The 25,288-nt window shown below is 40.7% G+C and carries 23 protein-coding genes and 3 pseudogenes; 3 read left to right on the top strand and 23 right to left on the bottom strand.

Annotated elements, in window-relative coordinates; all coding sequences use genetic code 11:
* Positions 1 to 670 precede the first annotated feature (670 nt).
* The 8 genes and pseudogenes from PSM36_RS06710 to PSM36_RS06740 form a co-directional block, all read right to left on the bottom strand.
* Positions 671 to 2,566, bottom strand: a complete 1,896-nt coding sequence (locus PSM36_RS06710) for an IS1634 family transposase (protein ID WP_076930042.1) — start codon at positions 2,564 to 2,566, stop codon at positions 671 to 673.
* A 122-nt stretch (positions 2,567 to 2,688) separates the two neighbouring features.
* Positions 2,689 to 3,339 carry a DUF262 domain-containing protein gene (locus PSM36_RS06715; RefSeq protein ID WP_076930043.1) on the bottom strand — a complete coding sequence of 217 codons (651 nt, stop codon included), beginning with the start codon at positions 3,337 to 3,339 and terminating at the stop codon, positions 2,689 to 2,691.
* 572 nt (positions 3,340 to 3,911) lie between these two features.
* Positions 3,912 to 4,859 (bottom strand): annotated as a pseudogene (locus tag PSM36_RS06720) (MraY family glycosyltransferase).
* A 31-nt stretch (positions 4,860 to 4,890) separates the two neighbouring features.
* Entirely contained in the window at positions 4,891 to 7,719 is a 2,829-nt protein-coding gene (locus PSM36_RS06725; protein ID WP_076930045.1) for an ankyrin repeat domain-containing protein, read from the bottom strand.
* Positions 7,720 to 7,810: 91 nt separating this feature from the next.
* Entirely contained in the window at positions 7,811 to 8,269 is a 459-nt protein-coding gene (locus PSM36_RS06730; RefSeq protein ID WP_076930047.1) for an RES family NAD+ phosphorylase, read from the bottom strand.
* 12 nt (positions 8,270 to 8,281) lie between these two features.
* Positions 8,282 to 8,770, bottom strand: coding sequence for a type II RES/Xre toxin-antitoxin system antitoxin (gene parS / locus PSM36_RS06735; RefSeq protein ID WP_076930048.1), 489 nt, complete (start codon positions 8,768 to 8,770; stop codon positions 8,282 to 8,284).
* A 181-nt stretch (positions 8,771 to 8,951) separates the two neighbouring features.
* Positions 8,952 to 9,080: a hypothetical protein gene (locus PSM36_RS17795; protein WP_262503451.1), complete on the bottom strand. Its 129-nt coding sequence runs from the start codon at positions 9,078 to 9,080 to the stop codon at positions 8,952 to 8,954.
* 480 nt (positions 9,081 to 9,560) lie between these two features.
* Complete coding sequence (locus PSM36_RS06740) at positions 9,561 to 9,791, bottom strand: ATP-binding protein (RefSeq protein WP_179947216.1); 231 nt, start codon at positions 9,789 to 9,791, stop codon at positions 9,561 to 9,563.
* Positions 9,792 to 10,089: 298 nt separating this feature from the next.
* Here PSM36_RS06740 and istA point away from each other — a divergent pair, with 298 nt between their 5' ends.
* The 3 genes from istA to istB are packed head-to-tail and all read left to right on the top strand — an operon-like array spanning position 10,090 to position 12,315.
* Entirely contained in the window at positions 10,090 to 11,277 is a 1,188-nt protein-coding gene (gene istA / locus PSM36_RS06745) for an IS21 family transposase (protein WP_076929581.1), read from the top strand.
* Between the two features lie 28 nt (positions 11,278 to 11,305).
* Complete coding sequence (locus PSM36_RS06750) at positions 11,306 to 11,566, top strand: hypothetical protein (RefSeq protein WP_076929580.1); 261 nt, start codon at positions 11,306 to 11,308, stop codon at positions 11,564 to 11,566.
* Positions 11,563 to 12,315, top strand: a complete 753-nt coding sequence (gene istB, locus PSM36_RS06755; protein ID WP_076929577.1) for an IS21-like element helper ATPase IstB — start codon at positions 11,563 to 11,565, stop codon at positions 12,313 to 12,315. The genes PSM36_RS06750 and istB overlap by 4 nt, the downstream gene beginning before the upstream one ends.
* A gap of 155 nt (positions 12,316 to 12,470) precedes the next feature.
* On the opposite strand, the gene tnpB is transcribed toward istB, so the two are convergent.
* The 15 genes and pseudogenes from tnpB to PSM36_RS06830 form a co-directional block, all read right to left on the bottom strand.
* Positions 12,471 to 12,650 carry an IS66 family insertion sequence element accessory protein TnpB gene (gene tnpB / locus PSM36_RS06760; RefSeq protein WP_232001537.1) on the bottom strand — a complete coding sequence of 60 codons (180 nt, stop codon included), beginning with the start codon at positions 12,648 to 12,650 and terminating at the stop codon, positions 12,471 to 12,473.
* 57 nt (positions 12,651 to 12,707) lie between these two features.
* On the bottom strand, positions 12,708 to 13,064 hold the full coding sequence (gene tnpA, locus PSM36_RS06765) for an IS66 family insertion sequence element accessory protein TnpA (RefSeq protein ID WP_076930054.1): 357 nt from the start codon (positions 13,062 to 13,064) through the stop codon (positions 12,708 to 12,710).
* 424 nt (positions 13,065 to 13,488) lie between these two features.
* Positions 13,489 to 14,727 (bottom strand): AAA family ATPase, encoded by a 1,239-nt coding sequence (locus PSM36_RS06775; RefSeq protein ID WP_076930058.1) that lies wholly within the window; start codon positions 14,725 to 14,727, stop codon positions 13,489 to 13,491.
* Between the two features lie 226 nt (positions 14,728 to 14,953).
* A complete protein-coding gene (locus PSM36_RS06780; RefSeq protein ID WP_076930061.1) occupies positions 14,954 to 15,532 on the bottom strand; it encodes a DUF3575 domain-containing protein in 579 nt (192 codons plus the stop codon).
* Positions 15,533 to 15,555: 23 nt separating this feature from the next.
* A complete protein-coding gene (locus PSM36_RS06785; protein WP_076932107.1) occupies positions 15,556 to 16,515 on the bottom strand; it encodes an MraY family glycosyltransferase in 960 nt (319 codons plus the stop codon).
* Between the two features lie 21 nt (positions 16,516 to 16,536).
* A pseudogene (locus tag PSM36_RS17730) lies at positions 16,537 to 16,650 on the bottom strand (NAD-dependent epimerase/dehydratase family protein); the annotation flags it as partial.
* Positions 16,651 to 16,696: 46 nt separating this feature from the next.
* Complete coding sequence (locus PSM36_RS06790; protein ID WP_071137893.1) at positions 16,697 to 17,260, bottom strand: PIN domain-containing protein; 564 nt, start codon at positions 17,258 to 17,260, stop codon at positions 16,697 to 16,699.
* Positions 17,250 to 17,705, bottom strand: a complete 456-nt coding sequence (locus PSM36_RS06795) for an excisionase family DNA-binding protein (RefSeq protein ID WP_076930063.1) — start codon at positions 17,703 to 17,705, stop codon at positions 17,250 to 17,252. The genes PSM36_RS06790 and PSM36_RS06795 overlap by 11 nt, the downstream gene beginning before the upstream one ends.
* 137 nt (positions 17,706 to 17,842) lie before the next feature.
* Positions 17,843 to 17,950 (bottom strand): annotated as a pseudogene (locus PSM36_RS17940) (NAD-dependent epimerase/dehydratase family protein); the annotation flags it as partial.
* On the bottom strand, positions 17,938 to 18,837 hold the full coding sequence (locus tag PSM36_RS06800) for an NAD-dependent epimerase/dehydratase family protein (RefSeq protein ID WP_076930065.1): 900 nt from the start codon (positions 18,835 to 18,837) through the stop codon (positions 17,938 to 17,940). The gene PSM36_RS06800 and the pseudogene PSM36_RS17940, both read right to left, overlap by 13 nt.
* Positions 18,834 to 19,586 carry a glycosyltransferase family 2 protein gene (locus PSM36_RS06805; protein WP_076932108.1) on the bottom strand — a complete coding sequence of 251 codons (753 nt, stop codon included), beginning with the start codon at positions 19,584 to 19,586 and terminating at the stop codon, positions 18,834 to 18,836. The genes PSM36_RS06800 and PSM36_RS06805 overlap by 4 nt, the downstream gene beginning before the upstream one ends.
* A gap of 13 nt (positions 19,587 to 19,599) precedes the next feature.
* Positions 19,600 to 21,615, bottom strand: coding sequence for a right-handed parallel beta-helix repeat-containing protein (locus tag PSM36_RS06810; RefSeq protein ID WP_076930066.1), 2,016 nt, complete (start codon positions 21,613 to 21,615; stop codon positions 19,600 to 19,602).
* 11 nt (positions 21,616 to 21,626) lie between these two features.
* Complete coding sequence (locus PSM36_RS06815; RefSeq protein ID WP_076930068.1) at positions 21,627 to 22,844, bottom strand: glycosyltransferase; 1,218 nt, start codon at positions 22,842 to 22,844, stop codon at positions 21,627 to 21,629.
* Positions 22,841 to 24,172 (bottom strand): O-antigen polymerase, encoded by a 1,332-nt coding sequence (locus PSM36_RS06820; RefSeq protein ID WP_083710964.1) that lies wholly within the window; start codon positions 24,170 to 24,172, stop codon positions 22,841 to 22,843. The genes PSM36_RS06815 and PSM36_RS06820 overlap by 4 nt, the downstream gene beginning before the upstream one ends.
* 51 nt (positions 24,173 to 24,223) lie before the next feature.
* Positions 24,224 to 25,288 carry a hypothetical protein gene (locus PSM36_RS06830; protein ID WP_076930074.1) on the bottom strand — a complete coding sequence of 355 codons (1,065 nt, stop codon included), beginning with the start codon at positions 25,286 to 25,288 and terminating at the stop codon, positions 24,224 to 24,226.

Genomic DNA, 25,288 nt, shown 5'->3' on the forward strand with positions numbered 1-25,288 from the left:
TATTCATTCAACAGCGGGAGACTTGCCTTTTGTAATAAGATAATTTTCTTACTATTCTTATAGGGTTGTAGTCTATCGACTGTCTATTGAGATTCCCTTTTTTGGTACAAATTAAAAGTAAAAGTAGTACGGACTGTTTGGATTTTTTTCCCATAAAGACAAAAAAAACTTTTGGATTCACAAAAAAAGGCATTTACATACAAAATCGGGTCATATATTGGGGAAAAGCTAATGTTTGGACAGAACCATGTAGATGTTCTAAAAAACTATTCCGAAGAAGTATGGACTTGAATAATTTAAATGGAATCGAGTAGGGAGATAAAGATAAATTTCGTCTTTGCAGCTGAGATCAATATAATTGCCGTTCTTGGCGACCTCGTTTCTCGTGTTCGGGCCAATTGTTATTCGCACCTAAGTTCAACTTAGAAGTGCAACACTCGGGGTAGTTTCTTTCATGGATTTTATTCAAACATAAACCATGAAAAACACCGCTGGGGTTTGCCCCACGGCCGGGGGCGCGCGGCCCCCGGAGAGTGTCAAGTAGCAACATGATTTAACAAAAAAGGAGACCGGAGTCTCCCTAAAATTAACTATTATGTTGTCTATGAAAACTTACAAACAGTTAACCCAACTTTCACTTACATTTCCACGCAATCCTGTCCAGAATGAGTCAGGACGATCCCCTTGGCGGTGACTGTGACCTACATATTTTTATTTTCTTGAACGGCGCCTGTTTCATCTTTAGGATGGAGTATATCCTCTCCGCTTGCTTTGTCGGCCGACTGCATTGTCTCAGTTCCACCTTCTCACCCAGGGCATTGACGGCTTCTGTAGTCACCAATTTCTGCGTAGACATGCGGCGAACAATCTCTGTCCAATAAGCGTTTTCTCCCGATTGCTTGAGTTGAAAGCGTATCGTATTGACAATCCAATAAGAAAGTAGTCCGAAGAATAAATGCGCATCACTGCGTTCATCCTTTTGATGATAGATGGGTCGTAGATTGAGATCCGTTTTTAGCTGCCGGTTGGTGCATTCTATCTCACGAATCAAATTATAATACTCCCAGGTCGTCTGTTCGCCAAAAGTCCGTACGTTGGTTCTCAGGAAATAGACTCCCGTGTTTTTGTCTATTGCGGTAATATCCTTGATCGTCCAGTTTACTTTTTGCATTTCAGCTGGTTTCCTCTCATTGCACAGGTACGTTATTTGATAATGTCGCGCGATGGAGGGATAACGCTCAATGGCTCTGCCGACTCGTTCAACTACTTTTTCGTAACGTTTGGTACCTCCTTTCCTTGTAATGGCCTCGTTGATTTTCTCCATCTCACCTTCAAAGCGTTCTTTCCATTGACGGTTCATGGAGGCTTCCGTCATTGCTTTTGAGGGAGAGGTGATCTCCAGATAATAATCCTCTTCAGGCCGGGTCTGCACTTCCCGCAAGGTAATCTCCTGTTTTCTGGTGTCATGTACGGTTACCGTCCGGTGATCCTTCGAGAGGCTGTAGTCTTTTAACCGTGTGCGGGATACGCAAAGATAATTGTATCCTTTTTCTTTTATGCCTTGCAGGTTCTCTTCGGTGGAGATGCCTGCATCGATTACAACCAAGGTCTTTTTACTGGTGACGGAGGTTTTGACAGCCAACTTGTCAATCATACCGGGAAGTGATTTGGGGTCTGAGGTATTGCCTGCAAGAATAGAGGAATAACGGATAAATCCCTCCCTGTTTATGCACAAGGCCAATACCAGTAATCGACAGTCGTTGCGCTTCTCCTTGCTGCGTCCGAAACGCGCTTTGCGACTTCCTGCTTTACGGCCTTCAAAATAGAAGTTGGTCAGGTCAAAAAGCACGATACGATTATCTATATTGAACAGGTTATCCGTCCTTTGGCAAAGATGTCGTTCCAATTTATCTTTGATCCCATAAAGACGATCCGGCATTTGGTAGAGTGCATTGATGCCCGGAGTCCAATCCGGAGTACCTGAATAAAGTTCGCAAGCAGCGGAATTCTCCTTCATGACACGGTGTGTAGCCCATTCCGATGGACTATAAACGGTTCGGACAATCAGATGGGAGAGAGCGGCATGAATGGCGTTTTCATTCCAGCCCTGGCCTCTTAGAAAATCTTCCAGCCCCAGGCGGTCAATGGTTTGTTTGCAAAGCCATTCCGCGCCGATGTTACGGGCATCGGTATGTTCTACTGTATCCAAATCTATATACCTTTCGGACTCTTCTTTGGATTGGTTCTCTTTTTGGTTGAACCGGTCGATCCCTCCTTCGGCAAGCATGCGTTGCCAGTATCGTTCGGCAAAGAGGCGCTCTTCGTGAGAAAGTCCATCCTTATTTTCCGGGAAAAGAGATCCATGATGCCGGTGTTGAAAACGCATAGTCAAGGCACGTGCAATACGTTTGACCTGGAGAGGCTTCAGACATGGTTCAAAACCGATATTCAGTACAATCAGGGAATGCACATGTCCGCGCACATCTCGATAAGACTCCTGCAGTCGATAGTAAGGAGCTTCCTGTCCCGTGGCGGAATTGAAACGTAGTTGTACATTCACGTGCATGAGACAAAAATACAACAAGACTTGCATTCAAAAGTGTCCTACAATCCGGATTTGACATACTTCCGAAAAATACGATCGCTGAATATCAAATGGCTATCACATCAAAGGAGCATAAAACAGGCTCATTTTTTATCAAAAATAATTTTGAGGGTGAAAGTTGGGTTAGGATTCTCTTTAGTCATTTCAATCACAGGAAGCGAGTAATTATTAAAACCCAGAATAATTCTTCTGTGGAATTCATTCCAAAACTTAATTTTTTCCTTGTCATATTCCCAAAATTCGAAAAAAGATGGGAACCATGTATCATACTCGTCTATAAGGCTAACGGGGTACATCATGTTCTCAAATTCCTTCTCTCGGGTTGTTAGATCTAAAACTACATCGCGACCAATATTCTCAGTTATAATTTTATTTTCGTTGATTGAAAATATTGCTTCTTCAAGATCAGTATCCGGATCCAGCGCTTTCTGCATATCAATATAATACCACCTGTTTATCTCATACCCCTTAGCGTTTCTTGTTTTTACAACCTTATTGGATATGATGGCCTGGTAAAGTGACGTGAGCCGTTGCTGTCCATCAAGAATCAACATTTCTGGTTTTTTGCCGTTTACCTCAGGGGCGCCCTCAATGGCTTTTGTTTTGAACCGGATGGATTCATTTCCGTTTTCAAGCAGCATCACTGCTCCTATGGGAAATGACTTCGCGACACTAGCTAATATTCCTTTTATGCGATTGTCATCCCATACCCATCCTCGTTGAAAGTCGGGCAATTGAATTTTCCCTTCATGGATACTCTTTAATATCTCATACAGACTGGTTTTTTTGAATCAAATGTTTCCATAGCAGATCAAGCTAATTCAAATATTTAGAAAAATTATTTTGTTCTACAAGTTAAAATGATTTTGATATTCCGGTGATATGCACCCAGCGCTTCCGGCGATATGCACCCACTTGTTAAACTATTATTTTGACAAAGTTATCTTTTTTTTCTTAAACTCTCACCTTTTTTATGAATAGCTTTCCATAAGAACGGAGACTCCCTGAGAAGAAAAAATCGATAATTTTGTACTTGCCTTTTTTGATAAATCAAAAAAGGATGACCTTCGGAGTGCCCTCCGGGAGAACGGAGGGGGTCAACATCCCGGACAAGGGGTCAGCATCACCGGAATACGCAAGTAGCCTTAATATCATTTTTATGGTTATAACCACAAAAATAATAATTTAAATTCATTTGTTATGGGTGTAACCCTAATATTTTTTCTTTTACTTCGGAAATCACGGTGCTGATTTCCAGACGAACAGTGTGTGCCACTGTCCTGCGGGGATATGGATGCCGTGCAGATTATACTGTTTTCATTAATCGGAATTTCATTCCGTAGATGCCGACTAATGTGACTACCAGTATCAGGAAGATCCACCATCCCACAATGGGGTAAAGGGCAATGATCAGTGTGGAACAGAGCAGTTGCGCCAGGAAATAGGACATGGAGACTGTCCTGTGCCCGGTTTTTAGTTCGTTGGCCATGATCTGGTAGAAGTGCAGTCGGTGCGCCTCCATGATATTCTGTTTCAGGTAAATCCTGTGTGCTATTGTGCATACCGTATCCACCCCGTACACCATCAGGAACCCGATCCATACCAGGTTCTGCGTTTTAATGATCAGCAGCAGTTACAGGGTTACGATCCAGAAGGCGATGCCCACGCTTCCCACATCGCCCGCGAAGCATTTCGCCCTTTTCCTGAAGTTAAAGAACAGGAATACCAGTGAAGCGAGTAGGGGAAAAAGCAGGAAATCGTTATCGGTGAAAGGTTGTATATATATGTTCACATAGATCATTGGGAGCAGTACCGCCAGCGTGTACAATCCCGTCATGCCGTTGATGCCGTCCATGAAGTTGTATGCGTTCATAATGCCCGTAAACAGGATATATCCAATCACAATAGCCCACCAGGGATAGCCCCCGAATATGTCTGTCATGTAAAACACACACGTCATGGCCAGCAGGGGGATTATTAACCGGATATTTTGGCCCAAGCCTTTTATATCGTTCCAAAGGCTGATTCCCGCAATGATGGTGATACCTGTAAAAAACCACACTGCCGCTTCCGATGGATTGAGCAACACGTAAAGCAGGGCGGCGACCCAGTAGATAATGCCGCCTCCCCGCAGCGTGATCCGGGTGTGAGAACTCCGCTCGTTGGGCTTGTCTATGATGTTATATTTGTCCGCGATACGGAAGTAAACGATTTCCGCGGCGAAAAGTAAGACAATGACAAATAGATAAATCATTTCAACTTATATTTTAATCATTTTGACACATCTACCACTTCCATTTTTCCCGTCTCTTCATCTCCTTTTCCAATTTCTTGTGGTATTCCCTGGCCTCTTTTTCGGCTATCTGCAAGGCATTCTGCCTGATCTCATCGTCCGCCAGGTCTGTGCTCCCGAAAATTTCTGCTACCGACACCCATTGCCCGTCAATCAGTATCGATAGTGCCGGATTAAGCAGGTAATAACCCCTACTGACCCGTTTGAATAATTTTTTATTGTAAGGATTGTTGCTGTCAACTTCATGTTTGGCGAGAAGCGACAGCAGGTATTCCCGTTTCTTGCGATGGGAAGGTACTACCGCGCCCGAAAAATGCTGGATACTCCCGAGCAGGTCATCTACTTTGACCCCCATCTCCTCGTAATACGATTTCTTTTGAAGGATCACTTGTTGCACGGCGATGAACAGGTTGATCAGCAGGTATTCCACCTTGTGGGCGTCAATCTTGATCAAATGCCCGTCCGCCTCTATTTTCATTGACTCGGAAAGCAACAAGGAATAAATTTTACCCAGTTTGTTTTTGGCATAGTCGGTGGATACAAAAGCCTGCTCGAGCGCTATCTGAAGAGGTGTTCTCCGGAAAGTATCTTGTAGGTCGGGGTTGGCGCCGTTACCAAGCAACGCCTTGACGATGAGGGTGGCTCCCGCGAAAGCGGCCGCGTGCAAGGGGGTGAAATTATGCGCGTCCCGGTAGTTTATCCCGTACTTGTTGAGTAGGGGGATGATCATTTTCACATTGTCCACCCTATAGGATTGGTAATATTTTCTGAACAACGAAGGCCGTTCGGACTCGTAACGCTCAGCCCGTTTGTAATTTAAGCCGGCCAATTGGTTCATAATCACGGTTTGGTTATGTAGCAGGGCAAAGTCAAAAAGCCTGTCTTTCGCCTTTTTGTTAAAATTATCCGGGTCAAGCGCCTCTTTTCGGGCTTTCCGGTACAGTTCGATGGTCATCGGCTCCCAATTCGGTTTTTCGGTAGCCAGGATGCCTTTTCTGATGGCCTCCACCTGTTCTGTTTTTCCCTGCATTTCGAGACGCCTTGCTTCTTGCTTCCAGTCGTCGGCCGAAGATATCTCTTCTCTCAGATCTTTCGGCGGTGTCTCTTCCGCTACTTCCAATAAGCGGAGCAACTTGTGCCCTTTTGCCTGCTCAACGATATAGATGTTTTTTACGGCCCGCGTGACAGCCACATACAACGAGTTGATATAAAACTTGTAAGCGTCGAGAGACTTGTCGGTTTTGTCCTTCGCCCGTGCATAAGCCAGTTCTTCAACCGACAGGTCTCCGGGGGTTACCCCGTCGCAAATGGCATTGTATTCAGAGGTGTTGCCGGAAATGAAATTGTAGAGGATGACATTTTCATATTCAAGTCCTTTTAATTCCTGTACCGAAAACAACAAGGGTGTCTGGAACAGTTCCCTTGCCTTGGGCTTGTCCTCGTTTCGCAATACCAACACGGCATATTTGACCGACCGGCGTGTTTTTCGTTCCACTTCGGCGATGGTATTTCCCTTGTTGTCAATGAAAACGGCTTCCCCTTTCGCTTCGGCGACCGTGTTGACCAAGTAATTGCTTTCTTTGTCGATGGAGCCGAAACGGGCATTTTTAATTTTCAATAACCTGTTGGCCAAATCCGAGATGGTCTGGCTGTTGCGATAGTTCGCATGGAGTATTTTCATTTCGTTTTCTTTCATGTCGCTATGGTAAAACATGCTTTTCAGGTGCGACCATGAAAAGAAATTGGGGTGTACTATCTGATTGGAATCGCCGCATAATATGAAGTTGGCCGGTGATTTCAGCGACTTGAGGATGATGTGTAACTGTATGTTGGTGAAATCCTGCACTTCGTCCACCACGATAAAGTCATATATCGGAGTGCAGTAGGGCTGCCATTGATGCGAAAGGATATTGATGTCGTAATGGCCGTTTCCTTTCAGGTAATCCAGGTATTTTTCAAACAGGTTATACACCGCGTTCCGTTCGTTGGCCAGGAAGATGGATTGTTTTACCCCGAGCGAGAGGTATTCTTCGAGCGGGAGGTACTCTTTTGTGACATCGTACCCGGTGATCACACCCCGGAATTCTTCGAATGTCTTATGGGCGTCTTTCAGTTTGGAGGCTTGCCGGTGCTTGGAGAACCATGCTTCGAATGTTCTGAAATCCATCTCTTTCCCTTTCGGTATCTTCAGTGTTTCGATGAATTCCCGGTAAGAAAGAAAATCAATTTCCAGTTTGTCGTTTTCGTAATTGTAGGAATAAAACAGGCGCGCCGAGTTTTCCGCGAGAAAGGGGGAGAGGGTGATATAGAGCACCCGGCCCGAGAGCGATTTGATCTTTTCAAGTGTAAGTGCCGTCTTCCCGCTTCCGGCCGATCCGATGATGATTTGCGGCAAGGGCAGAGATAGTATCTCGTCTTGGTGGTCATCGAACGACAACACCTTGTCGAGCAGGTGGAAATGACGATACTTGGGGTTCACATAAGTGAGCGGCATAAAATCACCATCAGGTATTTCCCGCGTGTCCTTGACCGGGACCATCTTGGCTTCATCTGCTTTACTTCCCCGCAAAAAACGGGATTTGTCATACGCATGGTTAAAAATGATTTCCATGATCATCAGGCAGGTCTGGCCCTTGTGGCGGCCAAATTTGAACAGCAATCGGTTTTCGTAGTCCAGCCTGGCCCGGTAGTAGCCGGTTCCCGTCATCTTTTTCACTTCGGCCGATGCAAAATCGCCCCGTGAAAGTTGTTCCACTGTTTTGTCAAATAGCTTCCTGATTTTACCGGGTTTTATATCGTTGTATATGAGTACACTGAACATGATTATTTTGTTGACTTTTTCATTTTTGCATCCATTATTGGATGGAAAGCACAATGACTGATGTTGTCTAAAGTTTGGGGGTAATTATATCTTACTTGAAAATTCGCCTGTCAAAAGGAAACTCCACTATATTGACGATTTTTATCCTGTTGAAGTCTTTATGATGGGGATTAATGAGGATATTATAATCGCCTTTCGTTACTACTGAAGGAGTTTTCAACAGGCAAAATTTATTCTCCGACACAAAATCATCTCCGAACTTCTGGGTGGAAAGCGGATGAGGAAAGAAATTCCAGTCGTCTGGTAGATCCGTTACCAAAACCTCCTTTATGGCAATATTGTCCGGAATATAAATCGTGATCATCCGGTAATCATCCGGGAGCGTGGCCAACGTGAGATGCACGGCTACTTCGGCCATTGCCAGCGACCGGTTGCTTGCCGTATAAATCAGTTCAATCCCTTTGGAGTTCCAACGGGCGCCCCTGATTGCAGCCCCTTTTCCCGAGAGTTTATGGGCATATGCTTCCCTTGCAAGCCTGAATACCTCCATTCTTGGATTAATTTATACAAGTATCCCCTGGTTCAACCTTATCAATTCATCCATTACCAGCTCTTTTCCATACGAGCTGCTAAGTAATTCCATCGGCTTTAAATTTCCCAGGGCATAACTGGGCGTATTCAGCCACTCTTTAAATTTATCGATATTACCGAACAAATCCATGCCGGCTTTGGTAACTTCCGTCATAGCGATTATTTTTTCGGATTGAAGGGGTTTGAAACGATAATTTTCAGTCGATTTATAGCGTTGCAACGACTTGGTTGAAATACTCAAAAGCGTGGCCCATTCACTTTCCGTGAAAGGCGAGTAATCCTGGATCCGGTTAAAAAAAGAATAAGGTATCCCTTTGTTAATCGTTTCAATAACCTTTATCTTATCTATAAAAAAGTACTGATCGGGCGTGTTTGGCAACTTGATTTTTTTATCATATTGCTCTAAAATATCAGATACTTCGTCAGTACACGTTTTCTTATTTTTTTCGCTGTTCATCATCTCATGTGTGGATAATCGTCTTCAAAAATAAGACAAATGTCCAAATCCTCCAAACTTTTCTCTTTAATTTTATCTAAAAGACGTAAGGATTTACCATCAATACCGTGGACACCACAATATCAATATCATTCTGATTGCCTTTAGGTTCCCACCATGAACCGATAGCACGGTATTGGAACTCTTATCTCCTAATGCGGCTTCTATGGAGTATGGATATAAACTGTTCCCCTTCTGTATCATTGATTAATTCCGTATTGGGATGCTCTTTCAAGGCGCGTCTTATACCGGAGCCGAGTCCTCTGTACTTCATCAGTTTTGAGGCGGAAGAGACAATAAGATTATTTTACCGCCGTATTTCCCGATTTTATGTTTTCAACCGTCAGGTTATTAGGCAAATATCTTATATTTCAAAACTAACGAATTGAATATAAGGTTCTTAAATATAACATTTAGGCTTTATTAGTAACAAAATAGTGACAAAAAAGACTTTGCCTTATAAACATAAACAGATAATACAGCGTGCTTTTTAATAGATGGATATGTACCGATATTTTTTGCCGTGGTATATATTGCTAATGTGTGGTTATCCTTGCATCATTTTTTAGGGACGATTGCAAACGTTGTGCAATAGTTGTCCGTATATCTCTCGTTTAGTTCAAAAAGTCACATCAAAAAATGCTTCGGCTTGCCGGTCTCGTGCCCCGCCGGATGCTGTTAACGAATGTTAACTGCTTGTTAGGCCTAAGCACTTTTTGTAAACTGCCCTTACATCAGCAAGCTGACCGCTATTTCATCTATCATTGCCTTGCAATAGCCAATCTGCTACATTCAACTTGCGTATTCCGTCATAAACCGGATTTAAGTCAATATCGGTTGTGAGCAGATATTTCGGATTGGAATCTTTTATTGCCCGCAGTGAAGCGAGTTCACGTTCAAGCGTTTCGGGCTGCATTGTAGTCCATGCCACTTGGTAATATGAGGTATAACCGTCATCATCGGTAACAACAAAATCGACTTCCATATTATTGATTTTTCCTACATAAACATTTTTATATCTGCGTAGTAACTCAAAATAGACCATGTTTTCGAGCCAATGTGAAATATCCGTCTGCAAGATAACTTGATCTTTTCAAAGTGGCACAAATCGAACCGTAAAAAGTGGCACGGTTTGAACCGAAAAAGGTGGCACTGTAATCAGTAACTTCGCATGTACAATTTTCGGCAAGATTGAATGTACAGAAATTGGCAATATGCAATGTACATAAAAAGGGTTAAAGAAGAGTCTTCATATATTTGTAATTCACGAAAATACAAACACTATGAAGACTCAGATACATGACCTTAGAAAGGTACGTATGTGGTACGAAGTTAAAGAACTTTCCAGTAATCCGGGCAATTCGGACAGTAAAATTGCAAAAAAGTTGGGTGTTGATCGCAGAACTGTTTCCAGGTACAAGAAGATGAGTGAAGAAGAGTTTCATGAGTTTTCAATGAAACAACGTGTATACGAACTTGTTCTGTCGCCATATTACCCGGACGTTCTTTCCTTATTGAGTATAGACAATGGTTTGCCGGCGGCAGTGATAGAAGACCGGCTGAAGGAGAAATACGCCGACTTGCCGAAGGTGAACAGCAAGACTGTATACAACTTTGTCCAGCACGTGCGGCGTCAGGAGAAGATCCCTGTACCGGAGAAGATCCGCCAGACGGAAGCCCTGGAAGAGTTTGCATATGGCAGCCAGGCGCAGGTTGACTTCGGTACAGCACAGATGCGACGTTTGGACGGCAGTAGGCGCAGGGTTTATTTTTTTGCCCTTGTCCTGTCACGCAGTCGCTACAAATATGTGTTTTTCCAAACAACTCCCTTCACCGGGAAAACAGCCGTCCAGGCTCACGAGCAGGCCTTCAAGTATATAGAGGGTATCCCCGGGAAGCTTCTCTATGATCAGGACTCGGTGTTTCTGAAAAGTGAGAACCTTGGCGATTATCTCCTGGCTGATGATTTTCGTCGCTACAGGGATGAACGCGGTATCAGCGTTGAGTTCTGCCGCAAGGCCGATCCCCAGAGCAAAGGCCGGGTCGAGAACGTGGTAGGATACGTGAAAAACAACTTTCTTCGCGCGCGTACCTTTCACGATATAGATCGCCTCAACGAGGAAGTCCTGAGCTGGTTGGAGCGCAAGGCGAACGGCACCAAACATGCCACGACGAAGCGCCTGCCCCATGACGTGTGGTTGATTGAAAAGGAGCATCTCTCCTTTTTTCGCCCCTCACCGGCAATCCCCCGGGATGAGATTCCCACCTACACGGTGAGAAAAGATAACACAATCAGTTACAAGGGGAACTTCTACAGGGTCCCATATGGCACCTATAACGGGAAGGGACCGGAGGTATTACTCAAGGTCAAGGATGGCACCCTTTCGCTTTCCAACCGGCAAGGCATCCTTCTGGCCGAGCACCCCGTCAGTCTTGAAAAAGGCAAGGTAAGAGGAGATACACAAGTATAAGCCCCGTTATCTGAGAGACAATCTGAAAATGATAAGGGAGGTGATGGGCGAATATGGTGAGGAGATCGTTGGCAGTGCACTTGATTACTGCCTCGACAATGGGCTCTACAACGCCCTTTACCTGAAAGAAGCCGCATCACATTACCGGGAGTTAAAACGCCGGGAGAAGAAGCCCTTGCCTGTTGTAAGCGTGTTGCATGACGGTGTTCAAACAAGTCAGTATGACACGGATGCATACATCCCCGAGAGAAGCAAGATAAACCGGTACGATCAAATCATGGAGCTATGAAGCAGATAGAAAACATGAAGCAATATGCCGGCATACTTCGTTTGGGATACCTGAGCAAAAACTTGCAGCCGATGCTTCACCAGGCGAGCATAGATACACCGGGATACGCGGACTTCCTGGAGAACATGCTTATAAAAGAGCTAGAGCAGCGACAGCTGAATGATTACCGGCGCAGGACTAAACTGGCCCGTCTGCCACGTGCACACGAGCTTGACGAGTACGATTACAAGGCCTCGAGCAGCATCGGCATAAGGCAGATGACACAGCTCAGGGAGCTGCTCTGGGTCGATCAGCTATACAACCTGGTGCTGATGGGGCCAAGCGGTACGGGCAAAACATACCTGGCCGGGGGACTGGTCAATGATGCCATCAAGAAAGGTTATAGGGCCTATTTTACCACCATGGCTGACCTGATAGGCGTGCTCAACAGGAAAGAAATCATCTCATCGGCAATGAGCACCTACAAGCGATACACCAAGGCACACCTGATTGCCATAGATGACATCATGATGTTCCCGGTGCAAAAGAGTGAAGCGGTGGCTCTGTTCAATCTGATCAATCACCTGCATGAGCAGTGCTCGATCATCATCACCACTAACAAGTCACCCAGCCAGTGGGCGGAGACACTGGATGATGAAGTGTTAGCCACAGCCATCCTGGATCGACTGCTATATCGTTGCGAGGTGATCAGGTTCGAGGGAAACGGTTACCGTATGGACAACCGGAAAACTTTCCTTGAGAAAGAATAAAAAAACAGTTGAATACAATAAAAAAGAGATAGTTAATGTAATGTTAAACCTGTACATTGGATATTGCCAAAAGTTGTACACTCAACATTGCCATTTTTTGTACATTGTAAATTTGCTAATTACAGGCACACATAGACCGAAATCACTGGCACAAATCAAACCGTTTTATCCAAAGTTTTCCATAAGTAGTAGATCACCAGTCCGCCGTGCTCCATGTGCAATGCTTTCATGCTCGTGCAATGACGGTTCAGAAAGATGAACACGTCACCGCTGCGTACATCCTGTCCCATCCCCTCAGTGACCAGCCCGCTTAAAGTGTAGAACCCTTTACGCATGTCCGTTGGAAAAGGGTAAAGCCAGTAACGCATCGAGGCGTTCAGATTGAACATGGCTTACTGGGTTAAAAGGATTAATGAACGCAGCTGAGTCGGATCAGTCCCAATGGGAACACGCACTTTAACGCCATTGGGATAGACTATTTCTAGAAAATTCCCTGGTATGGGATCAACATGCACCGGAATCGGTTTTTGATGGACTGCTTTGTTTGCAGGCAATGAATTGGAACCGGTAAAGACGATCGGAACAAAACCGGACTCTCGAGCTGTTCTGTAGTTGTGCTCCTGCAATCTCTTCTGCCAGTAATAAAACCTGGATTCAACGATTGACTCGTTCCGGCAAAACTCTTTTATGCGAAGCCCGCTGGACTGGTAACGATCAAATATCTCCTCAAACTGCTGTAATGTCCACATGTTATTTTTTATGGGCAAATATAGCAAGGATCAGAAGTTAAAATAGGACGGGGTTTACCGAATGCTTACGATTATCTACAACCGGATTAAATATTTCGTTGTAAATTTCCTTCCTATTAATTTGTTTGTCCTTATATCTGGCACCAAAATCATCGTCTAGGGTAGCCATGATAAGATTATCCCAGCAAAAGCATTTTTCGGGATATAGTACTCGTTTATGATAATGATCTATGTGTTTATTATTCAACGGTAACTCTGTATAACCACAGAGATTATTCTGTTCTTTTAAAAGCACCTCACAGATATCTTCATATATCCGAAGTTGAGACTTATGTATATCATCCCACACGGCAGGGCTATTTTTCAGGATGAAATCCTGAAAAACCTCGGGCGAATTTTTTTTTTCAATATGTCTCATACAACACTACTTCCATAAATGGTAGGCCTCTAATGTCATGGCTATAACATCTTTATCGGATGGGGGTAATTGATTCTTTATTTTATCCATCAACCTGTTGTATTCCTCTCTATTGTTGGATCTGAGCGCTTTTTTTGCCTCTTCTATGGATCGTTCCATTTCGATGCCTCTCGGACTGCTTAGGTTGAAGAAATCAATCAAAATATCATTCACTTCTTTTCCGAAGGACAGGGAAGATGTGTACACTCTTTCGCCTTCTCTCATTAAAATCAATTGCTCCGCATTGATATTTGATACAACTAGAGGAGAGTGGGTGGTGATGAAAAATTGTATATTCGGGAAAACCTCTTTTAATTTATCTATCACTCCTTTTTGCCATGATGGATGTAAATGTAATTCTATTTCGTCCAGCAGAACGATACCGTGTCCCTTCAGGGGATCTTGCGATTCGGGATTCGCAATAACCAGCTTACGCGATAGATCCGATATCAATGCCAGATAGCATTGTTCTCCGTCGGAAAGTTGATTCAAATTAAATAGGGTGTCTCCTTTTTTAAGCACCATAGACATGGGATTGCGTCTGACATGCAGATCGTTGTAATCCGGGAAAAAAGAGGACAGTGCGCGGCGTACGGCTGAGAGTTGCGGATCTTCCCCCGCATTTTCAAAACGCATTCTTTGATTCTCCAGATCTTCCCGGTTGCGGTACCACGAAAAGAATGCCCTGAAACCGGTCTTATTCTCAAACGCAGTTTTATATACCTCAAAAATATTCCCATATTCCATTTTTTTTACTCGCAGAGGGATCTCCGTTACCGAGCGGTTGACCCGGTAATATGCCACAATGGGAACGGATGATATAGAATTACTATCTTTTAATGATAACAATGATTTTACATAATTCATCAATTCAGACAGGTCTGTTTTGCCTGCTTTCTCCAGTTTGTTCCGGGAACCGTATAGGTTCCACGCTATTTCGGGAGTATTGTTGCCGGGATCTAAACATACACTTATTTCTGCGTCTCTTTCCGTTACGGATATATCGTCGGATTTAATGGTGTTTCCATTACCTTTCAAGTTTACGATCCGTGCTGTAAACCAGGAAAGCAAGTATGCTATTGCATCCAACAGCGACGATTTCCCTGCTCCGTTTTCCCCGATAATTACATTAATTTGACGATCGGGTAATATATGCAGATTGTCGATCCTTCTGAAGTTTCGTATTTTTAGCTCTTTAATTTTCATGATAGTTCATGCTTTATTTCAAATGAGTTATACGAAGATACGGCTTGTTTTTCAACTGACAAGTTTTACATCAAAAATTTATTAATGATACTTGTTGTCTAAGATTCAGGGGTAATTATAGTTTTATCCTGCCCCTTCATTCTAAAGCAATTGGAACCCGCAAAACCATTGATGCCGGTAATGAGTGAGGTAATTATATTCAAAATAGTTTAGGAGATATTTCATTTCAAAAGAGGTATACCAATGAGATAGCCCCTTTTGTAGGGCCGATATAATGTTTTTGACCGTAGTCTGTCTTATATCCATTGTCACCATTTGTAAAAACATCGTACTTCAAACGCCCATATCCAGCCCCTGCGCTTACTTCAAGAAGTAAACTATTGCCGATTATCCAGGCATATCCGTAGCTTAAACCTATTCCGTTTATATTTCCCTCGACACGTCTATTCTTGAGTTCGGGTACCAGATTAAACGGTAATTCCAATCCACCCACATCGAATCCGGCAAACACGCCATGCAGGCCAATAGAATGACCATTAAATGTCTCATTCAGCCAATAACGTGCTTCCGGCCAGATAATCCAATGCTTCCACTGCTTGTCGTTTCCAAACTCAAAGGGATTATATCCGCCGGATAGCTCGAAGGTCATTTTGTGGCGGAATGCCACTTCCACACCCAAATTCGGAGAAGCCGTTGCCCAATACGGTATATTTGTTTTTACGGCTATTGTTTTCTGTGCCTGGGTATGGGCGGATAACGAAATACACAAAATGAATATAAAAAAAGTCCTCTTTAAATATCTCATATGACTATATATATGTCTTAAAATCATTTTTCAATAATGGCTGTTTTCATTAGCCGGAATTTCATTCCGTAGATGACGACTAATGTGGCTACCAATAGCAGGAAGATCCACCATCCCACGATGGGGTAAAGGGCGATGATCAGTGTGGAGCAGAGCAGTTGTGCCATAAAATAGCTTAGAGAAACTTCTCTATGATCCGTTTTACATTCGTTGGCCAGTATCTGATAGAAATGCAGGCGATGCGCCTCCATGATGTTCTGTTTCAGGTAAATCCTGTGTCCTATTGTGCAAATCGTATCCACTCCATAAACCAGCAGGAAACCGATCCATACCAGGTTTTCTGTTTTGATAATCAGGAGTAGTAACAGCGTTACGATCCAGAAAGCAATACTCACGCTTCCCACATCACCTGCGAAGCACTTTGCCTGTTTCCTGAAGTTAAAGAACAGGAACACAATGGATGCCAGCAGGGGGAAAAGAAGGAAATCGTTTTTGGTGAAAGTTTGGACGTAATTGTTCACATAGGTCAAAGGGAGCAGTACTGCCAGCGTGTATAATCCCGTAATACCGTTGATGCCATCCATAAAGTTATATGCGTTCACTATGCCGGTAAACAGAATATACCCGATTATAATGCCCCACCAGGGATACACCCCGAATACGTTTGCAAGATAAAACGCACAGGTCATGGCCAGCAGATGGAAAAATAACCGGATCTTTTGCCCCAGACCTTTTATATCGTCCCGGAAACTTACTCCGGCCATCAGGGTGATTCCCGCGAGGAACCACCAACCTACCTCCGAAGGATTGAACAGCGCATAAAGTAGGGCAGCCACCCAGTAGATAATGCCTCCTCCCCGTATGGTAATGTAATTGTGCGAACTCCGTTCGTTCGGTTTGTCGATGATGTTGTATTTGTTTGCGATACGAAAGTAAAAAAGTTCTGCTACAAGCAGCAAAACAAAAACAATCAAATATATTATTATTACACTCATTCTCCCTTGTTATCTGAAACTATCCAGCGTTTTTCGAATATCCTCCTTTGCCGATATCGACATTTTGTCGATGCCCAGTGCTTGCTTTATTTTCCCGTTGTTCACCACGTGGTTCTCTGTCATATATATCTATTTTCAGCGAAAACACCAATTATTCAGTAGACCCGACTTAAAGAAGGGCATGTAGGTAGTCGGCAGTATCTTTCAGCCCGTTTTTTCTTAAACAGTCCAACACTTCATATTCATCTAATTCAGGATTTTTTTTGTTAAGCACCATCTCTTTGAAAGCCTCAACCGCAATTTCAGTATTCAAGTCAATGATATCCGTCAGAAAATCATCGGGTGTTTTAATTTTCAGGCCATATCTATCCAGAACATCTTCCGGAAAATCCTTTATATTGTTTGAAACAATTACATGTGCATTCGTTTTGATAGCTGCGGCCAATACATGCCTATCTTTTTCATCCGGCAATTCAAGATGATCAATAAGGGTTTCGTAATGTGTCACCAAAGCATCGGGAAAGGCATTGTTCAGGTTGAGTGTACGTTTTTCTGATTCATCTGGTGAAACTCCTTTTCTATGCATCACGTCCTTCCATTCATCAAAAATATGATTACTCCATTTTGGAGTATACATATCATAATAGGCAAACCAGAGAAGAAGGTCTCTGATAATTACCGGATAAATCACATTGGTATCCAGGACTGCCGTAAATCGAACGCTATGAATCATAAAGCCCTAGATCTTCATCTGCATGCATCATCTCGATGAGCCGTTTCTTTTGCTCCTCTTTCATTTTCTTTTTGTAGTCAATCACATCCTCATATTTAATGCGACGATGTTTTCCTACTTTTGTATATTCAATTTTTCCCTCCTCTAGTAATTTCACGAGATAGGGTCTTGAGCATCCCAAAATCTCTGAAGCTTTTTGAGTTGTTACTTCCGTTGCAATAGGTACTATTGAAATAGGTTTACCCTGACTCATTGCCTTTAATATTTCGCCTAATAAATTCAATGCTTTTACAGGAAGAATAATTCTCTCACCGGTCTCTTCAATTTCAATTTCGGCCTGGTCCGATTTTAACTGTTCAATCGAGGAAATGAGAGAAGTGTAAGACTCCTGTGCTAATTTTCGCTCACGTTTATTAGGTCTTCTTATCTCATTTGTCGTTACCATAACTGTATTTTTTAATGTTGTAGCTGCAAATATAAACGAAATATTCGAATTATGTGTAATATTCGAAATATTTAACTCGCCTAATTCACTAACTTATTCTGCAAACCTCATAAAAAGCCACAATGAGACTCGCTTTTTCACCTAAAACTCTCCAACGTTTTTCGCATACCCTCTTTGGTCGACACGGGCATGCGATCGATACCCAGTGCCTGCTTTATTTTGGCATTACTCTCTATTCGATTTTGAAATTATTCAATACATTTAATGGTTGCCAATTTAGTTCCCTTTTTGCTTTTTCATTGGAGAATGTTAGTGATTCCGTAATTTTAGATAATTTCAAAGAATTTATGGGAGCTTTCTGTCCCAACAGATCTCCCACCAAAGCCATGGGTTTTGCCAGCCAATATGGAATAGATTGAGAAAGCTTTTTCCCCGATTGTTGGGCAATCAATACTTCCAGTTCTCTGAAAGTAGGTTGTGAGTCATCGCATACGTTGTAAACGCCACCTTTCTCTATTAAAGCTGGAAGCAGACGGGCAATATCGTGAACCATCAGTACGCTCTTTCTTGCTTTACCTCCGGCAATGGATAGGTATCTGCCGGTTTTAATCCCTTTTATCATTGCTCCCAGATTTCCCGGAGGATTTGGTCCTGCAATTAAGGAAGGCCTAATAATACTCAGTACTACGTTATTTTTGCTGCACCATTCAGTAAGGAACTGTTCTGCCTCTATTTTACTCAACGCATAAGGGGTATCGCCATTCAATGGATACTCTTCCGTTATGTTTTCACCGGTTTCCAATCCATAGACCGCTACTGTACTGACAAAAATAAATGCTTTTGGTAAATGTGCCTTCTCCAAAGCCTTACACAGATTTTTAGTACCCTCGTAATTCACATCAAAAAACAACTTTTTCTCCTTCTCCGTTTTCGGTACTATATGCGCTTTACCCGCAGCATGTAAAATAACTTCAAACGGCTCGTTAAATTCAGGAATATTGTTGGCAATATTTACGTTGTAAGTATCCTCATCGGTAAGCCCCAATGTTTTTATATCGAAACTCTCTTTCAACAAAGGTTTCAAATTTACACCCAAAAATCCGGAAGCTCCTGTAAATAATAATTTGTTCATTTTTTTAGAAATTGAAGTAACTTTGGTAATAGCCGATAAATAGGATACAATACAGGAGATTTAAATCCATTGGCCCTGAAAGCTTCCATACACTCAAAATTTTGTTTTCTTACATTTTCCCAGTTTTTGCTGGTTGCACCTCCTAACCTCATTCTTATCGTTGTGATAGGGAGGTGTTTTGTTTTTATGTTGTGTTTTTCAAAAAAACGAAGCATTAGCTCAAAATCGGCAGCTAAAGGAAAATTTAAATTAAATAATCCGTATTTATCATATACATCTTTGCGTAAATACAAGGTGGGATGCGGAGGATGCCATCCTTTAAAAAAACTTTTCTTTTTAAAGGGTCCTGAAATCCAATGCCTGACAATTTTTGAAGGGTCATTCTGCTGAACATAGTAAAGATTTGTGTAAACAGCTTCCAATTCAGAATTCTCTAGAAATTCATTTGCAATTTTGGCAATTACATCCTTATCTGCAAAAAAATCATCCGAATTAAGAATGCCGATAACATCACCCGTTGCTGCTTGTATGCCTTTATTCATGGCATCGTAGATACCTTTATCCGGTTCGGAGATAATAGTGGTGACTCTTTTTCCGTATTTCGTTACCAGTTCCAAAGTGTTGTCCTTACTTGCTCCGTCCACAATAATGTGTTCTACATTTGGATAAGTTTGAGCATTTACACTCTCGAGCGTGTCTAAAATAGTTACTGCACTATTATATGTAGAAGTAATTATGGATATTTTCATCATTTTAAATAGCTTAGAGATCAGCTTTCTTCCAATTATTAGAATCAGTCACACCCGCTTTTCGATAATCAAAAGGCTTAAAATTTATTTTACTAATATTTGTTGTACTCTTAAACGTAAAATCTTTGGCTTCAGGATTCCGAAAGAGAGGATCCATAACATAAGAATGAATATCTTTTTTATTCTTATTCTTCCATTGAGTGATGGAGCTATTATAAAACTTAACATCTTGTTGACGTGGATTCCAATAGATATTCTTATCCGCGATAAAATTAGCAATATCCCATCCTGTTCTATCGGATAACTTTCCGGTAGTAAAATAAACAATATTATTCGTAAACGTGAAAGAATTATGTTCCTCTTTTCGGGAAACCTCTAACTGACTGTTTACTTGATTGGCAAAAATATTATTCCTGACGATGTTGTTTTTCCCGTAATGCTGGTGAAAACCGGCACTTTTACAATTATACACCAAATTATTTTCAATTAAGATATCAGATGAGCCTTCATCCAAATAAATTCCCCAGCCCCGAAAATCATTCGAAAAAACATCATGAATGACATTATTACTTATTTCAGTTCCAGGCGAAGGACCTAGAGTATAAATTCCTCCCAAATCGCTTAATTGTGAAAATCCCAGATGATGAATATGATTATAGATAATTTTATTATTTTTTGCTACACTGTTTCTATATCCCCATACCCAACCAACAGAAACTCCCGAATAGTAAAAATAAGATATTTCATTATGCGAAATAGAGTTGCTTCCAGAGTGGAATACGGTCACCCCTATCCCTGTAGGGAGCTCAAAACCTCCTCGTGTGATGATATTATTTTCCACTATGGTATTACTCGTTTCAAATTTACTATTGGCGGGTGGAACAATATCCCCTATCTTAATACCTCCAACTCCTAAATCATGTATATAAGAATTAATCACTTTCACATTATTGCATCCTTTTCTTATCCAAATAGCATTATTACTCACGTTACCAATTTCACAGTTATCAAAACTTACGTTCTCAGAAAAATTAAGAGTAATAGCAGCAGAAGTAGGAGAGGCAGCTTGAGCGGGCATATCCCCATGAGCAGGCATTATGCGATTTGTATGCTGAAACGAAATATTTTTAAATGCGATGTTCCTCACCTTGTTCCCGGTCGTTCCTTCTATTTTCAGCAACTCGCCTAACAAAGGAATTTCCACGGTTGTACTGGAAAACACTTCACCGGCACGAGGTACATAATATAATATGTTTTTATCATCGATAAACCACTCTCCGGGAGCATCCAAAAAGCTCTTATCATTTTCAAAATAAAACTGCGATGCCATGCCCAATTTAGTCCAATCGGCAAAGAGAGATGTTTCCAATTGAATTGATTTTGTTGTGTTGGATGAGTTTTTTATATGTGCACGTGTTCTGTTCCACTGATGATTAAATGCTGCCAAAATATATTTCTTATTCTTTGCAGCACTGAACGTGTTCCATTGTTCGGGAGTCAAATAAACGGTGTGGTTCGATTTTTTATTGGGTTTATCTTTTACTTCTTCTGTCTTTAATGTAGTATAAAGATTATCAATATTGGGTGTTCGGGCAAGCGTAGCTCTTTTTCCATTTACAAAAATTTGCTGCACGGCAACTTTGTTATTCCTTAAAAAAGTTGAGAGGTCTAAGGTCCAAAAATTACCGGCGCGTTTTGTGAATTTCCCCGCGGAAACACTCCCTTTAATAACAGGCATATTCTCTTTTTCGCCTTCAACAACCAAGTTATTAGTTCCCCGCCAAAGAGCGGGATTTATTTCTATGGGTGCATCAAGAATGTATTCCCCACTTGCTAATATTATTTTAATCTCTTTCTGATTGCCGCTTCGGTAATTTGAGGCAGTTGTCATTGCCTTTTTTATGCTTTTAAACGGGCGATCTTTGCTACCATTATAACTATCATTACCGGCATTTGAAACGTAGATTTGACTGTAAATTAATGAACTATTACTTATCATGATAAGTATAAAAATGAATATTTTTCTCATGATTATTGTTTTTAACTTTTACTTAATAGTTGGTGATAGAGTTGAATATACTGCTCATATCTGTCTTCTTTATTAAAAAAACTTACTGCTCTTTCTCTGCAAGCATCCTGATATACGACCTTGCCATTTGACTTAACGGTGTCAATTGCTCTCCTGATTTCGCTGAAATCACCTTGAGTTACGATAAATCCCGTACTTGCAGACGTTAGTTCCGGACTTGCAGTACAATTATACACTATACTGGGTGTTTCACAAGCAAACCCTTCTACAGTTGTTAATCCAAAAGTTTCTTCAAAAGAAAGATTTAAAACAACATCTGCCAAAGAATAAAATTCTATTAATTGTAAAACATCGTCGGTTCTTTCAATACCTATAATATTATTAGGGAGTAATTTAATTTGTTGTTTATTTAAACCAATCAAAATAATTCTTTCATTTTTATCTAATACTCTACTTAATTTGATGAAATCATACAATCCTTTTCTTTCCGACCATACACTGGCAACTCCTAACAAAACAAACTTATTTTCAAGATGATACTGTTTACGCAGATTAACAGTATTCCGAGGCTTAAAAACCTCTATGTCAACTCCATTATATATTACTCTAATGGGGTATTTACTAAAGAATGATTCATTTACCACTCCTGCCAGCCAATTAGAAACCGGAACAATGGTCATATCTTTTATTGAGGTGAAAAGTTTTTGCTTTTTTAGGAAATTCTTATACGAATTATCTATCCAATAACTTGCCGGATACTCTTTTTTTTGAGGACATTTTTCACACTGGACTTTCCATTTATTGCAATCAACATAAGAGAAATGCGTACAATGCCCGGTAAATGCCCAACAATCGTGCAAAGTCCACACCACGGGCGTATTCACCCTTGAAAGGTAATTAAAAAGTAACTCAATATTCAAATAATAGCCATGCAGGTTATGCAAGTGAATAATATCGGGTTGTATGAGTTTTATATCTTCTATTAGTTTTTTTGTGGCTTTTGCCGAGACAAATCCGTGCCGGTCAAACAAGCGCGTTGCAATCCCGTGCCATTTCATATCCCACTCGTTACCTATTTTCATTTTATGTGAAGCGCTGGGCTTGTCATTTCTTCCGTAGGCGATATAGCTATCCCAGCCTTGTTCCATGGCTTTTATACCTATTTCTTCCGCAATCCGCCCTGTGGAACCGGAATTTATAACTGTATTTATTTGTAATAAAGTTTTCATTTTACTTTTAAAGACCCAATTTTATTAACAATTAATATGGCAAGTATAAAACCTACAGTATAAGCAAAAGAACTCATTAAATCTCCACGAAGCATAAAAAATAACATACCCAATAATACAAAGTAAATTACTTTGAAAAAGTTGTTTTTATCGTTACTAATCACTTTCCAATACAATTTATCCATTTTTGCGGTAAAAAAAGCCAGTAAAAAAATAAAAAGTAATATTCCAAAAAAACCAAAATTAATATATCCTTCGGCAAAATAGTTGCAGGAAACATTATCAAAGAAAAACCCCATCTTATCAGCTATAAAAGCTCCGGAACCAATAGGTTTTGCAGGCCAGATACTTCGTGGAACCCAAAAAAAGAAAACCCCCAATAGTTGGCGGCCCCCGGTTATAATATTATCAAATACTATTAAGGCAAAATTCTGGTAACTGTCAAAATGTCCTTCCGTAAACATTTCGAAGTTGAATCCATACTTAAATTCTGAGCTGCCAAAATACCTGAAGTTATTTAAAAAAGGAAAAACTACCAATAAACCTAATATAAATACAAGAGAAAATACATTCTTTTTCTTAAAGAAGGGAAAAATAAGAAGCATTAAGGGTATATACATGGCTGCTGCTGCAAAGCGCGCCATACTCAACGGAAAACATGTGAGCAGGGTAAGCAGCGTTAAAATAAAATAGACTAAAAAGTTTTTAGATTTTGACGATATATAGTAGAGTAAACACATCATGGATATGGGCTGAAAAAAACGAAAGATTATTAGTGTCGTCGTGGATGAATTTGAAGAAAGTTCTTTCATTTCACCACCTCTAATCAATAAGCTAAAAAAACTAAAGCTATTTGCTTTAAAAACAAGAAAAAACGATAATAAAGAAAATGCAATGAGTGTTAATACCTGTTTTATATCGGGTTTACCATGAATGGAAAAAATACGAGAAATTCTCATATCATTTTTGGTAAGTCTTAATTTTTGAAATTGAGTGTAAAGTAACTGAAATAGTATCAGAATGAAAAAAATTAGCAAATTGAAATAAAAATATTCGTTTTCAGTTATTTCTCTCGCCCCAAAAAGAGCGGTACGATGATAGAACTGCAAAACAGGAGAAATACCAAAAAAGAAAAGAGAAAACAGATAAAATATTTTCTTCAAGGAGAAAGGAATGCTACGTTGATTAAAAATCTGAATTATGGAGAAAACCTGAATAGCCAAACTGCTCAAGTATACCCGAGAAGAAAAATGAAGTACCGATTGTCCTGCACTAAACATCAGAACAGCGCATAATAACGAAAAAACTATGATTAATAATTTATTCATTTACCACAAAACTTGCATCACTACTGATATAACAATTTTTTTTTATAAAACTCACAATGATGTACTTTTTGAAATTTTAATTTTAACTCTATAATAACGGGTATATCCTTGTGTGGTTGCTCTGTCGTTATGAAATCGGCTATCGCCATAATAGTAAATCCAGTAGACATTCGGTTCCTCAGTAGGAATGAGACTGGGGCTGACAATTCCCCATAATATATTTTGATTATAAAAAAGTTCCTGTGTAATATCTATGTTTGTCATTGAATAGTCATTCTTGGTTTCATATGCAACTCCTATAAACATTTTGTCTGTATTGTGATCATACAGAGTTGGAAAAAATAAAGTTAAACTATCATTTACGTAGCTAGCTGCACTATTATAAACATGTATAAAATTATAGTTTCCACTATTACTGAATATTACATCAGGTCCTTTAACAATATTCATATTACTGTCAAGTACAGTTTTTGCAACTCCTCGGGTACCTTCATTTATTATTAACCGATGATAAATATTATACTCATTTTCCTTAAGTATTACAGAAAACTGGGTATCATAATAAGCATCGAATAATAGTGTTTTGTCTGTCCACCTGATTTTATCGATAGAAGCCCAAATAAAGGTTTTTAGTTTCTTTTCAATTTTGTCCCAAGCCGCACCTATTAATTTATATTGATTGTTCAAGGTGTCTTTAAAAACAAATTGTTCAACTACCCCGTCATAGTTTCCAGTTCCGAAAATAGTGTTTGGAATGGTATCTGATTCTATATTGACATCATTTATTGAGAAACTCTTAATCCATGTTTTACCCTTATCGATAGAATATGCATAGTTTAATGTTTGCGATAGGTCTCCTTTTTTATTTATAGTACCGCGGGAGTTGTACCACATACTCCACACTTTGTCTTCAGGAATAATATTAAAGTAGCCCAACGTTTTATTCTCCCATGCCCGCGTCTGTTCTAACACAATTTCTCGTGATTCTTGTAATACTTCAATTTTAAAAGGAATTTCCTTCTCAGTTTTAACGGATACATTATCTATAATATCTGTAAGACAAGATGTTAACAAAAGGATTAGAGTAGAAAGTGCAAGAGCCTTATTTTTTTTCAT

The organism is Proteiniphilum saccharofermentans (assembly GCF_900095135.1).
In the GTDB taxonomy this organism is placed as follows: Bacteria; Bacteroidota; Bacteroidia; order Bacteroidales; family Dysgonomonadaceae; genus Proteiniphilum; species Proteiniphilum saccharofermentans.